Source organism: Neisseria sp. DTU_2021_1001991_1_SI_NGA_ILE_055, assembly GCF_032342915.1.
Lineage (GTDB): Bacteria > Pseudomonadota > Gammaproteobacteria > Burkholderiales > Neisseriaceae > Neisseria.
In genome coordinates, this window is record NZ_CP135440.1 from 1,019,629 (window position 1) to 1,033,166 (window position 13,538).

12 protein-coding genes are annotated in these 13,538 nt (G+C 52.5%); 10 read left to right on the top strand and 2 right to left on the bottom strand.

What is annotated here, in order from left to right:
• Positions 1-254: 254 nt before the first annotated feature.
• From RRV97_RS04775 to trkA, 5 genes are all read left to right on the top strand, one after another.
• A complete protein-coding gene (locus RRV97_RS04775; RefSeq protein ID WP_063068720.1) occupies positions 255-893 on the top strand; it encodes a 2Fe-2S iron-sulfur cluster-binding protein in 639 nt (212 codons plus the stop codon).
• On the top strand, positions 893-2,521 hold the full coding sequence (locus RRV97_RS04780) for an FAD-binding protein (protein ID WP_315612131.1): 1,629 nt from the start codon (positions 893-895) through the stop codon (positions 2,519-2,521). Before RRV97_RS04775 ends, RRV97_RS04780 begins: the two co-directional genes overlap by 1 nt.
• Positions 2,518-3,771, top strand: a complete 1,254-nt coding sequence (locus RRV97_RS04785) for an NADH-quinone oxidoreductase subunit F (RefSeq protein ID WP_036491428.1) — start codon at positions 2,518-2,520, stop codon at positions 3,769-3,771. Before RRV97_RS04780 ends, RRV97_RS04785 begins: the two co-directional genes overlap by 4 nt.
• A 212-nt stretch (positions 3,772-3,983) precedes the next feature.
• Positions 3,984-5,435 carry a DASS family sodium-coupled anion symporter gene (locus tag RRV97_RS04790; protein ID WP_036491426.1) on the top strand — a complete coding sequence of 484 codons (1,452 nt, stop codon included), beginning with the start codon at positions 3,984-3,986 and terminating at the stop codon, positions 5,433-5,435.
• A 94-nt stretch (positions 5,436-5,529) separates the two neighbouring features.
• Positions 5,530-6,942: a Trk system potassium transporter TrkA gene (gene trkA / locus RRV97_RS04795; protein ID WP_003746208.1), complete on the top strand. Its 1,413-nt coding sequence runs from the start codon at positions 5,530-5,532 to the stop codon at positions 6,940-6,942.
• A 77-nt stretch (positions 6,943-7,019) separates the two neighbouring features.
• Here trkA and lgt read toward each other — a convergent pair whose 3' ends face one another.
• Entirely contained in the window at positions 7,020-7,880 is an 861-nt protein-coding gene (lgt, locus tag RRV97_RS04800; RefSeq protein ID WP_003746206.1) for a prolipoprotein diacylglyceryl transferase, read from the bottom strand.
• Positions 7,881-7,954: 74 nt separating this feature from the next.
• Positions 7,955-9,085 carry a M14-type cytosolic carboxypeptidase gene (locus tag RRV97_RS04805; protein ID WP_070849708.1) on the bottom strand — a complete coding sequence of 377 codons (1,131 nt, stop codon included), beginning with the start codon at positions 9,083-9,085 and terminating at the stop codon, positions 7,955-7,957.
• Between the two features lie 174 nt (positions 9,086-9,259).
• Here RRV97_RS04805 and argB point away from each other — a divergent pair, with 174 nt between their 5' ends.
• The 5 genes from argB to RRV97_RS04830 all read left to right on the top strand — a co-directional run bounded on the left by argB (position 9,260) and on the right by RRV97_RS04830 (position 13,406).
• Positions 9,260-10,147, top strand: coding sequence for an acetylglutamate kinase (gene argB, locus RRV97_RS04810; RefSeq protein ID WP_315612132.1), 888 nt, complete (start codon positions 9,260-9,262; stop codon positions 10,145-10,147).
• Between the two features lie 262 nt (positions 10,148-10,409).
• Entirely contained in the window at positions 10,410-11,696 is a 1,287-nt protein-coding gene (eno, locus tag RRV97_RS04815; protein ID WP_315612133.1) for a phosphopyruvate hydratase, read from the top strand.
• 23 nt (positions 11,697-11,719) lie between these two features.
• The gene (ftsB, locus tag RRV97_RS04820; RefSeq protein ID WP_003679613.1) at positions 11,720-11,995 is read left to right on the top strand and encodes a cell division protein FtsB; all 276 of its coding nucleotides are present in this window, start codon (positions 11,720-11,722) and stop codon (positions 11,993-11,995) included.
• A gap of 101 nt (positions 11,996-12,096) precedes the next feature.
• Entirely contained in the window at positions 12,097-12,588 is a 492-nt protein-coding gene (locus RRV97_RS04825) for a DUF1841 family protein (RefSeq protein ID WP_315612134.1), read from the top strand.
• 110 nt (positions 12,589-12,698) lie between these two features.
• Positions 12,699-13,406, top strand: a complete 708-nt coding sequence (locus RRV97_RS04830; protein ID WP_315612135.1) for an SIMPL domain-containing protein — start codon at positions 12,699-12,701, stop codon at positions 13,404-13,406.
• Positions 13,407-13,538 lie beyond the last annotated feature (132 nt).

The following is a 13,538-nucleotide window of genomic DNA, read 5'->3' on the forward strand; positions in this document are numbered from 1 at the left end:
TCAAATATAAATAATTAATTTGTCTAAATAATAGGCATATTTTGTTTACAATCTTCTCCTTAAGCAATGCCAATTCCTCCCTATCATCAAATTCAACAAATTCTGATACACTTCGCCTTATATAGATAAACATTGATTTTAAAAGAATTTCCGAGTAAATCACTTGGATATTTCCTCATACGCAATAAATGTAATAAAAATACAATTAACCAAATTATCCACTATTCCAACTTCCAATTTCACAGGAACAAATCATGAGTGAAAATTTGTTAACCCTGACCATAGACGGCCACGAAGTCAAAGCTTCCGCCGATTCGTCAATCATCCAAGCCTATGCACGTTCGGGCAATGCGATTACTGCCAACGTCGGCTGCATGGGTCAAGGCGTATGCGGTTCCTGCCGCTGCATGATTCGTAAAGAAGGCGAGCGCGAAGTAACCACTGCACTGGCATGCGAGACCAAAGTCGAGGAAGGCATGCAGGTCAGCTTCTTGGACTACTTTATTCCTGAGCATATCCAATATTACGACGTGAGCGAGATTGGCGACGGCTGGAACTGGTTGGACGATACCGCCAAAGCCTTCCCCGAAGCGCAAAACTGCCGTCATTGCGGCGGCTGCAACCGCGCCTGTCCTAAAGGTTTGCAAGTGGAAAACGGCGTAGCGCAGGTAGTTTCCGGCGATTTTGGCGCGGCTGCGCTGACCTTCGACCAATGCGTGATGTGCAACCTCTGCACCCTCTCCTGCCCAGAACACATCCGTCCGAACCACTTAGGCCTGTTCGCCCGCCGTATGAAAGCGGCGCGTACGTTGCGCCCAGTGGATTTGATGCGCCGCCTGCGCGAAATCGACAGTGGCAAAATGAAAGTCGAATTTGAAGAGGAGTCAGTGTGATGGCTAACAAAATCCAAGGCATAGACTACGAAACCGCCCTTGCCAATCTGCGTGCATCCTCATTGGAACTGCGTGGCGATTTACCTGAAAAAAACGAATTGCTGAGCCAATTTCACCCTGACTATCAGGCCGATGCGCGTGTGAAACTGCCTATCGGCCCGAACCAAGGCGATTACTGCCACCCTGATTTGGCCAAACTCTTAATCAGTCAGCCTCTGATTGACGACTATGATTTGTCGGGTGCAGAACACTTGAACACTGACGTCTTGGTAATCGGCGGCGGCGGCGCAGGTGCGGCAGCAGCGTTATCCGCGACCGAGGCAGGCGCGCGCGTGATTATGGCAAACAAGCTGCGTATCGGTGACAGCAATACCGTGATGGCCGAAGGCGGCATTCAGGCGGCAGTCGGTGCGGAAGACAGCCTGCAGCAACACTTTGACGACACCATCAAAGGCGGCCACAACGCAGGCAAAAAAGAATTGGTGGCACAAATGGTTACCGACGCGCCGTCAGCCATCCGCTGGCTGATCGGCTTGGGCATGACTTTTGACCTTGCCAAAGGCGCGGACAGCAACGGCATGTTGAGCCGCAAACGCGCAGGCGGTACAACCGTACCGCGTATTTTGAGCTACCGCGACTTTACCGGCCTCGAAATGATGCGCGTCCTGCGCGAGGCGGTCGAACTCGACGAAAACATCACTCAGCTCAACCGCCACCCCACCATCGAATTATTATCAGACGAACACGGCCGCTGCGTCGGCGCGATTTTGTACGATTTGGAAAAACGCTCTTTGGTATTGGTTCACGCCAAAGCCGTGGTCTTGGCAACCGGCGGCAGCGGACGTCTGCACCTGCAAGGTTTCGCCACATCCAACCACTATGGCGCGACTGCAGACGGCCTGGTGATGGCATACCGCATCGGCGCGAAACTGCGCGATGTCGATTCCTTCCAATACCACCCGACCGGTGTCGCCCATCCGCCACACTTGGCAGGTGCGCTGATTTCCGAAGCTGTGCGCTCCGCTGGCACCAAGCTGGTCAACGGCTTGGGCGAGCGTTTTGTTGACGAATTGCAGCCGCGCGACGTCGTTGCCGCCGCGATTCTGCGCGAATGTCGCGAAGGCCGCGGCGTGGTGCGCGACGGTCAAGTCGGTGTATTCCTCGATACCCCGCGCCTGATTGCCAACGACCCCGATGTATTGAACCGTTTGGTAACACTCGGCCACGTCGCCCACAAATGTGGCATCGACCCTGCTGTTGAGCCGATGATGATTCATCCGACCCTGCACTATCAAAACGGCGGCGTCGAAATCAACGGCGACGGCGCGACTTGCGTGGAAGGCCTCTATTGTGCCGGCGAAGTAACCGGCGGCATCCACGGTCGCAACCGTCTGATGGGCAACGCACTTCTGGACATCATCAGCTTCGGCCGCCGTGCCGGTAAAGCCGCGGCAAATTGCGGCCTGCCGCTGAAAAAAGTACGCGGCGGTGTCGGCCACGTCCACGACCTGCAACGCGAAATGACCCGCGCCGGTCTGACCAGCGACATCAAAGCCCCCGTTTTATATCCCGACTACGGCAAATTCGATTTGCGCGAACACGCCGGTTTGCAGGAGCAACAATCATGAATCAAGCCAATCAAAACTTACTGCACCCTTCCCGCCAAGTCGGCGCAGATTTAGCCGCATGGCGTAAAGTTGGCGGCGGCGAAGGCCTGTTGGCGGCGCTTGCCGATCCTCAAAGCATTGTTTCCAAACTGCAAGAAGCCAATCTTTGCGGTATGGGCGGCGCAGGTTTCCCGACCTGGCGCAAATGGGAGGCTGCCGTTGCCGCCCAAAGCAAAAATGGCGACAAATACGTCGTCTGCAATGCCAACGAAGACGAACCGGGTACATTCAAAGACCGCGTTTTGCTGGCAAAAACACCGCACCAAGTCATCGAAGGCGTCCTGATTGCCGCTGTTGCCTGCCGCGCCAACAAAGCGATTTTGTACATCAATCCGCATCAAACCGAATCCATCGCTTCCATCACACCGGCCATCGAGCAATGGAAAAACAGCGATTTGTTTATCCGCATTGAAAACTACTTGGGCAAACCTTTGGATTTGCAGCTGGTTGAAACTTCGGGCCGTTATATCGGCGGCGAAGAAACCGCTGTCATTTCATGGTTGGAAGGCGGTTTCCCGTTCCCGCGCCGCAAGCCGCCTTTCCCAGCCGAAAGCGGTGTCAACGGTGAACCGACCCTAATCAACAACACCGAAACCTTCGCCAATATTCCGCAAATCCTTGCCAAAGGCGCGGAATGGTACAAATCACTGGGTTTGGGTGATGCCGCAGGTACGAAACTCTACTCGCTCTCCGGCGACGTATTGAACCCGGGCCTGTACGAGCTGCCGATGGGTACAACGCTGAAATCACTGATTTTCGATCACGGCGGCGGTATGCTTGAAGGCCGCACGTTTAAAGCCGTCTTCACAGGCGGCCCGTCAAACACGCTTCTGACTGCCAAAGATTTGGATGTGCCATTGGACTTCGTTTCCGTGCGCGAACGCAAATCCAGCCTCGGTACGGGTGCGATGATTGTGATTTCCGAAGGCACGAGTGTGGTGCGTAAAGTATCTGAATATGTGGAGTTTTTTGCTGCCAACTCATGCGGACAATGTCCGCCGTGCAAAGGCGGCACGTTCCAACTTTCCCGCCTGCTCAACCGCGTGGACACCGGCATCGGCACTTCAGACGACCTGCGCGCCTTGCAAAGCCTGTGCCAACTGCTGCCCCGAAGCGGCCGTTGCGGTTTGATTGACGGCGCAGTAACCGTGCTGCAAAGCTCGCTGCGCACCTTCCCCGAAGAGTACGGCCTGCCGGCAGAACAGGAGTAAATCGGTATTGTTTTCAGACGGCCTGTTGCTGTAAAGGCCGTCTGAAAAACGATACCCGCCCCCCTTTCTCTTCTTTCCAAGATAGAAAAGAAACCCATTAAGAAAAATACCTTCCGAACCTACCAAAATACGTTCAGACGGCCTTAAGCAATACTCAGGCCGTCTGAAAACTGATTTCCCAATTCTTTAATCCTCAAATTAGGAGATTCAATATGGGCTTCAAGCCAATTCCTGCTGCGGTCGCACTTGTGCTGACGCTGCTTATCTGGTTCGTTATCCCCGTTCCCCAAGGCGTATCGCCTGACGCATGGCATCTTTTGGCATTGTTCGTCGGCATCATCGCCGGCATCATCGGCAAAGCCATGCCCATCGGCGCAATGGCGATTTTGGGCATTACCTTGGTTGCACTGACCGGCGTGACCAACGAAAAAGCTGCCGATGCAACCAAAGACGCTTTGAGCAGCCTCAACAACTCGCTCATCTGGATGATCGGTATCGCCATCATCATCTCGCGCGGCCTGTTGAAAACCGGCTTGGGTATGCGTATTGGCTACCTCTTGATTTCCCTCTTCGGCAAACGCACGCTGGGCGTTGGTTACAGCCTGGCGCTGGCCGACTTGGTCATCGGTCCGGTAACGCCGAGTAATACCGCGCGCGGCGGTGCCATCGTGCATCCGATTATGAAGTCCATCGCACTGAGCTTCGACTCCGACCCAGAAAAAGGGACGGAAGGCAAAATCGGTAAATACCTTTCACTGGTCAATTTCCACTCCAATGTGATTACCTGTCTGATTTTTATCACCGCCACCGCACCTAATCCGCTGGTGGTCGAATTGGTTGCCAAAGCCACCAATTCGCAAATCCAACTCTCTTGGGGTACTTGGTTCTTGGCAATGGTCGTACCCGGCCTGATTGCTATGCTGCTGATGCCGCTGGTGCTGTATTTCCTGTATCCGCCTGAAATCAAACAAACCCCTAACGCCACTGCATTGGCAAAAGAGCATTTGGCTGCCATGGGACCGATGAAGCGTGAAGAAAAAATCATGCTGGGTATTTTCTTAGTTCTGCTGCTGTTGTGGGCGGGTATTCCTGAAATGCTGTTCGGCGTGAAAGTGGACGCTACCGCCACCACCTTCCTCGGCTTGAGCCTGTGCCTGTTGACCGGCGTACTGACTTGGGACGACGCGCTGAAAGAAAAAAGCGCGTGGGACACCATCGTCTGGTTCGCGGCCTTGGTGATGATGGCAAACTTCCTCAACAAACTGGGCCTCATCAGCTGGTTGTCCGACTCCATGCAAAGCGGCATCGCCCACATGGGCTTGGGTTGGGAAGCCGGTTGCGCCCTGTTGATGCTGGCCTACCTCTACGCCCACTACGTTTTCGCCAGCGGTACGGCACACGTTACCGCCATGTTCGGCGCATTCTACGGCGCAGGCTTGGCCTTGGGCGCACCACCGATGCTGTTTGCCCTGATTATGGCAGCCGCTACCGGCATCATGATGTCGCTGACCCACTACGCCACCGGTTCTGCACCTGTCATTTACGGCTCAAACTACGTCAACATGACCGAATGGTGGAAAGCCGGCTTCATCATGAGCGTGGTCGAAATCCTGATTTTCAGCACTGTCGGCATCTTATGGTGGAAAGCCTTGGGCTATTGGTAATCCTTTAGCCGATTGAAAAATCAGGCCGTCTGAAACTCCAATTTCAGACGGCCTTTTGTTACAATTTCATTTTTACCGAACACACTCGATTACCGTGAAAATACTCATTCTCGGCAGCGGCCAAGTCGGCTCGACCGTCGCCCAAAACCTCGCCTCCGTTCCCAGCAACGACGTTACCATCATCGACATCGACGAAAAAGCACTCAACCGCATCAGCAGCCGTCTCGATGTCCAAACCATCGTCGGCAACGGCGCATCGCCCTTTACCCTCGAACAGGCAGGCGCGGCGGACTCCGACCTCCTGCTTGCCCTGACACGCAGCGACGAAACCAACATTGTCGCCTCCAAAATCGCCGCCGACCTATTCAACATCCCCAGCCGCATCGCACGCGTGCGCTCAAGCGAATACCTCGAATACCCGGTTGACGGCAGCGACAACCCCGAAGAAGGCAGCCTCAACATCTTCGGCATTACCGAAACCATCAGCCCCGAACAACTGGTTACCGAACAACTTGTCGGCCTGCTCAACTACACCAGCTCATTGCAGGTACTCAGTTTTGCCAACGATAAAGTGCGCATGGTGATTGTTCAAGCACGCAAAGGCGGTTTGCTGATCGGCCGTGAAATTGCCGACATCAACCAACACCTGCTCGAAGGCGTGGACTGCCAAATCTGCGCCATCTACCGCAACAACCGCCTGATCGTCCCCACCCCGCAAACCGTCATCATCGAAGGCGATGAAGTCCTGTTTGCCGCCGACATCAACAGCGTGGAAGCCATCATGCGCGAATTGCGTCCGAAAGAAGCGCGTACCCGCCGCATCATGATCGCCGGCGGCGGCAACATCGGCTACCGCCTCGCCAAGCAGCTCGAATCCAAATACGACATCAAAATTATCGAATACAAACCCCACCGTGCCGAATGGCTGGCCGAAAATCTGGACAACACCCTCGTCCTGCAAGGTTCCGCCACCGACGAAACCCTACTGGACGAAGAATACATCGACGAAATCGACGTCTTCTGCGCGCTGACCAACGACGACGAAAACAACATCATGTCCAGCCTGTTGGCGAAAAACCTTGGTGCCAAACGAGTAATTACCATTGTCAACCGCTCAAGTTACGTCGATTTGCTCGAAGGCAACAAAATCGATATCGTCGTTTCCCCTCATCTGATCACCATCGGCTCCATCCTCGCCCACATCCGCCGCGGCGACATCGTTGCCGTCCACCCTCTGCGCCGCGGCACGGCCGAAGCCATCGAAGTGGTGGTACATGGCGACAAAAACACTTCCGCCATCGTCGGCCGCCGCATCAGCGGCATCAAATGGCCAAGCGACTGCTACATCGCCGCCATCGTCCGCGGCGCAACCGGCGAGGTCATTATGGGACACCACACCGAAACCATCCTCCAAGACGGCGACCACATTATCTTCTTCGTTTCACGCCGCCGCGTCCTGCCGGAGTTGGAAAAACTCATTCAAGTTAAAATGGGCTTTTTCGGTTAAGCCTAAAATCCATCCTCTTGAAGACATTAAAAGGCCGTCTGAAAACCTTTTCAGACGGCCTTTATTTCTTGTTTTATTTACGCTTTGGCAACACTGTTTTTACGGCCAAACCAAACGAAACCAATCACACCCAATACAATCATCGGCACGCTCAACCATTGACCCATGGACAAGCCCAAAGTCAATAGGCCGAGATAGTCGTCAGGCTGACGGGCAAATTCAGCGATAAAGCGGAACAATCCGTAACCGCCCAAGAACAATGCTGCCGTTTGTCCGGCCGGACGTGGTTTTTTCGAGAAAATCCAAACAATGACAAACAGGCAAATGCCTTCAAGGGCAAACTGGTAAAGTTGAGACGGATGGCGCGGCAGCATGCCGTATTGTTGCAGCCATTCTGCCCACAAAGGATTATGCGCCGCGGCTTCCGCATCTTCGTAACGCGCTTGCGGGAAACCCATTGCCCAGAAAGCATTGAGTTCGGTCACGCGTCCCCAAAGTTCGCCGTTGATAAAGTTGCCGATACGGCCGGAAGCCAAGCCCAGCGGTACGAGCGGCGCAACGGTATCCATCAATTTCAAGATACTGATGTTGTGCTTGCGGCCAAACAGCCACATGGCAACGACCACACCCAAGAAGCCGCCGTGAAACGACATGCCGCCTTCCCACACTTTGAAAATATCCAACGGGTTGGCCAAATAGTCGGAAAATTTATAAAACAAAACGTAGCCGATACGCCCGCCCAAGATGACGCCCAAGATACCCCAAGTCAGGAAATCGTCGAGTGTTTCTTTGGTAAACACAGAATTGCCCTGCGCGATACGGCGGCGGCCCAAAATCGTAAACAGGATAAAACCGACAATATAGCTCAAGGCATACCAGCGGATGGCAAGCGGGCCGATGCTGATCAGCACCGGATCAAACTGGGGATGTATCATCATAATGTGTGTTCCTTATCTCAAAGGCCGTCTGAAAGCCTGAACTTTCAGACGGCCTGTATGCAGTGTCGGACGGTTTAACGCAAATCGCCAACCACATTCAAAATAGCAGACAACATGGCCTCGCCCAAGCGCAGCGAGCGTTGGCCGTTCCAGCCGAAATCGTCGTCCGGCAGGTTGGCATTGTCTTTAAACGGCATTTCCAAAGTATAGGCAAGGCAGTTGAAATGATTGCCGACCCAGTTGGTCGCCAAAGTCATGTTTGCCTGACCCGGCGCATCTTTGTCATAGCCGTAATCGTCTTGGAAATCAGGGCTGGCATTGAGCAACGCAAGCTTGAATTGGTCTTCCAAGGCTTCGATGCGCTCATCGTAGTTCGGCACGCCTTCGGTACCGGCCACAAAGACAAACGGCAGACCTTCATCGCCGTGAATATCCAAGAACAAATCCACGCCGGTTTCCATCATTTTTTCGCGGACGGTAAAGACTTCGGGGCTTCGCTCCAAAGTCGGGTTTTCCCATTCGCGGTTGAGGTTGGCGCCGGCGGCATTGGTACGCAAATTGCCCAATACCGAACCGTCCGGATTCATATTCGGCACAATGTAGAAAGTCGCACGGTCAAGCAACATGCGCGCGGTCGGATCTTGCGGATCAAGCAGGCGGCCCAGCAAACCTTCGACAAACCATTCCGCCATGGTTTCGCCCGGATGTTGACGGGCGATAATCCAGACTTTCATGTCGCTTTCGACTTGGTTGCCGATGGTCAAAAGATTGATGTCGCGGCCTTGAACGGTACTGCCCAAGTCGTCGATACGGCACAAGCCGCTACCCTGCGCATCGCCCAAAAGGTTCAAATGCTGCTCGTTGGAATAAGGCTCGAAATAAGCGTAGTAAACGCTGTTGGACAAAGGCGTATGGTTGATGGTCAACACGCCGTTTTCATAGCTGGTCGGCACGCGGAACCAATTTTGGCGGTCGTAAGAAGCGCAAGCCTGATAGTCCTCCCAGCCCAAAGGATACGCAGCGTCCGCCGCATTTTCAAAATGCATCACGCAGTTTTGATAGGCCGCACCCTGCAAACGGAAGTAAAACCATTGGGCAAACTCCGAAGCATTGTCGGGACGCAGGGCGAGACGGATATCGGCAGGGTTGCTCAAATCTTTGACAACGACCGAACCGGCATCGAATTGGGTGCTGATTTTCATCATGGGTATCCTTAGTAATCGGCAAAGAGGCCGAAGCAAACCGTCATTTTACCGTTTGCATGAGGCTGGTTTCAACCATTTAACTGATTTAACAGGATTTCAAGCGCTTGGAAATATTGTTTCAGACGGCCTTTGGGATTAAGATAAAGGCCGAAATCATGAAACAAGGTTGAAACCATGACTCAGCAACAATCTGTCTCCTCTGCGATCAAAGCGCGCGTCCTTGCCGAATCTTTACCTTATATCCGCCGTTTTTCCGGCTCCATCATCGTCATCAAATACGGCGGCAACGCCATGACCGAGTCGGCCTTAAAAGAGGGCTTCGCACGCGATGTCGTCCTGCTCAAACTGATCGGCCTGCATCCCGTCATCGTTCACGGCGGCGGCCCGCAAATCAATGAAATGCTGGAAAAAGTCGGCAAAAAAGGAGAATTTGTTCAAGGCATGCGCGTCACCGACAGCGAAACCATGGACATCGTAGAAATGGTTTTGGGCGGACACGTCAATAAAGAAATCGTTTCCATGATTACCTCCTTCGGCGGTCGCGCCGTCGGCATTACAGGCCGGGACAACCACTTCATCAAAGCGGAAAAACTCCTGATCGACACGCCCGAGCAAAAAGGCGTGGACATCGGCCAAGTCGGCACCGTGGCCGACATTGATACCCGTTTAGTGGAAGGCTTGGTCGAGCGCGGCTGCATTCCGGTCATCGCACCCATCGGCGTAGGCCAAAACGGCGAAGCGTTCAACATCAATGCCGACTTGGTTGCCGGCAAACTGGCGGAAAAACTTCAAGCCGAAAAACTGCTGATGATGACCAACATCCCCGGCGTACTGGATAAAGAAGGCAAATTATTGACCACCCTGACGCCAAGCCGCATTGACGAACTGATTGAAGACGGCACGCTGTACGGCGGCATGCTGCCTAAAATTGCCTCCGCCGTCGAAGCCGCCAAAAGCGGCGTCAAAGCCACGCACATCATAGACGGCCGCGTTCCCAACGCCCTGCTCTTGGAAGTGCTGACCGATGACGGCATAGGTTCGATGATTTTAGGCGAAGGCTAATCTGGTTTTCAGACGGCCTTATGCCTTATTTAATCAGCTTTTCACCCTAAAAAGGGGAAAAAATGTTACACTATATGACTTATGTTTGTTTAACCGATATTGACGTGAAACAAACTTACAGTCGGTTTCATACCGATGCCGATGCCATGCCCGGCAAAGACGGTATAATGGCTGCATTCATCAGACTTCGGCAATCATCCTCAAGGCTGTCTGAAGCGTAACAAAGCTACTTTTCTTTTACCATCCTATTTTGGAGATATTCATGAGCGCAATCGTTGATATTTTTGCACGCGAAATCTTAGACTCTCGCGGCAACCCTACTGTAGAGTGTGACGTATTGTTGGAATCCGGCGTCATGGGCCGTGCAGCCGTACCAAGCGGCGCATCAACCGGTCAAAAAGAAGCTTTGGAACTGCGTGACGGCGACAAATCCCGTTACTTGGGCAAAGGCGTATTGAAAGCCGTTGACCACGTTAACAACCAAATCGCGCAAGCCCTCATCGGCATCGATGCCAGCGAACAATCTTATATCGACCAAATCATGATCGAATTGGATGGTACTGAAAACAAAGGCAACTTGGGCGCCAACGCCACTTTGGCCGTTTCTATGGCCGTAGCACGCGCGGCCGCTGAAGATGCAGGCTTGCCGCTGTACCGTTACTTGGGCGGCGCAGGCCCAATGGCTCTGCCGGTTCCGATGATGAACGTAATCAACGGCGGCGAACACGCCAACAACAGCCTGAACATCCAAGAATTCATGATCATGCCTGTCGGCGCAAAATCTTTCCGCGAAGCCCTGCGTTGCGGTGCCGAAATTTTCCACGCGCTGAAAAAACTGTGTGACAGCAAAGGCTTCCCAACTACCGTTGGCGACGAAGGTGGTTTCGCACCCAACCTGAACAGCCACAAAGAAGCCCTGCAATTGATGGTGGAAGCCACCGAAGCCGCCGGCTACAAAGCAGGCGAAGACGTATTGTTCGCCCTGGACTGCGCATCCAGCGAGTTCTACAAAGACGGCCAATACCACCTGGAAGCAGAAGGCCGCTCCTACACCAGCGCAGAATTTGCCGAATACCTGGAAGGCCTGGTTAACGAATTCCCAATCATTTCCATCGAAGACGGCATGGACGAAAACGACTGGGAAGGCTGGAAACTGCTGACCGAAAAATTGGGCAAAAAAGTTCAATTGGTCGGCGACGACTTGTTCGTAACCAATCCAAAAATCTTGGCCGAAGGCATCGAAAAAGGCGTAGCAAACGCATTGCTGGTTAAAGTCAACCAAATCGGTACATTGAGCGAAACCCTGCAAGCCGTCGACTTGGCCAAACGCAACCGCTACGCCAGCGTAATGAGCCACCGTTCCGGCGAAACAGAAGACAGCACCATTGCCGACTTGGCAGTTGCCACCAACTGTATGCAAATCAAAACCGGCTCCCTGTCCCGCTCCGACCGCATGGCGAAATACAACCAATTGCTGCGCATTGAAGAAGAATTGGCAGAAGCCGCTTACTACCCCGGCAAAGCCGCATTCTACCAACTGAGCAAATAAGCAAAATATAGGATATTGATTGTATGAAGTGGGTGACTTTTGTTTTAACCTTCGCACTGTTGTGCTGTCAGTACAGCCTTTGGTTTGGCAAAGGCAGCGTCGGGCATACGGAAGAATTGCAGGAGCAGCTCGTCCGTCAGGAGGAAAAAAACCAAACGCTCACTTTACGCAACAATTTCCTCAATGCGGAAGTTGAAGACTTGGCACACGGACAAGAGGCCATCGCCGAAATTGCCCGCGTCGAATTGGGCTATGTTCAAGACGGCGAAGTGTATTACCGAATCATCGACCGCCGCTAAACCCTACAAAACAAAGGCCGTCTGAAAACACACTTTTCAGACGGCCTTTTTTATCGCAATCGCTATATAATCACATATCCCAAAATCAAATTACACCCATCATGTATGACGTAAACACCCACGATGTCCGCCGATTTTTTGCCCACGTCTGGCAACACAGGCTCGCACCGCTCCAATTGGACGGCCTACAGCAAAAAGCCTTACGCATTATCGAAGCCCATCCCGAATACGGACACTATCTCGAAGACATCGAACAATATTTAGATAAAGAATGGCTGCCCGAAGACGGCGAAAGCAACCCATTCCTGCACATGTCGCTACACCTTTCCCTACAAGAGCAAAGCGCCATCGACCAGCCCCCGGGCATCCGTGCCATCCACCAACAACTTTGCGCCTGTTACAACGGCGACTGGGTCAAAGCTGAACACGATATGATGGAAGCCTTGGCAGAAACCATCTGGGAAGCGCAACGCTACGGACGGGGCCTTGATGTCAACGCCTACATGACCCGCTTGCGTAAATTGGTCGGCTTAGGCCAAGAAGAAAACGCCCGCCTCAATCCCCATGAAGTCGGCCTGATGGATATAAAGTAACTTCTTTTCAGACAGCCTCAGTCCATACAAATCCTTACGCTTGCCAAAGCCAACATTTCCATCTTTCATGCTAAATTACTTTTTTGAAATCCCCTTATAAGGAAACCAAAATGCTCCGTCCAGCCCTTATTGCCCTACTGCTAGCCGCCTCCCTGCCCGTAGCAGCAGAAAGCCTCAACTACAACATCGTTGAATTTTCCGAATCTGCCAACATGGAAGTACCGCGAGATACCATGACCGCGTATTTCAGCGTCAATGCAGAAGGCAAAGACCGTCAAGCCGTCAACCAAGCCTTCATGAAGAAATTCAACCAGTTCAACAAAATCTCCCAAAACAGCAAATTTAAAGCCGAGCTGATGGAACGCAACGCCTCCCCGCGCTATCAATACACCAACGGCAAACGTACCCAAACCGGCTGGGAAGAACACGCTTACTTCAAAGTAGAAAGCAAAGACTTTGAAGCACTCAACCGCCTGATTGCCGACAGTATCAATATCGCCGTTTTGGAAAACTCCTCATTTTCCGTATCCAAAGAAAAACGCGAAGAAACCGTCGATCAACTGAGCAAAGCCGTCATCCTGCGCTTCAAAGACCGCGCCCAAAACCTCGCCCAAACACTCGGCTTCTCCAGCTACAAAATCGTCAAACTCAACCTGGGCCATATCGGCAACCGCCAAGTCGGCGGCGACTTTGCACACGCCAAAATGCTGCGTGCAATCCCCGCCGCAGAAGTGGCTGCAGGAATAGAAGATGGCGTACCGGCTTCTCCGGGTTCGGAAGAAATCAGCCTGACCGTCAACGGCTCGATACAAATGTAGGATTTTCTTTAGATAATTTTAAAGACAATCTTAATATAAATTAAGAATTTATTATTTTTTAACTTTCAAATTAATTCTTTATAAAGATGCTAGCTTGTATAAAAATAATATTTATTTTTATTAATAATTTTT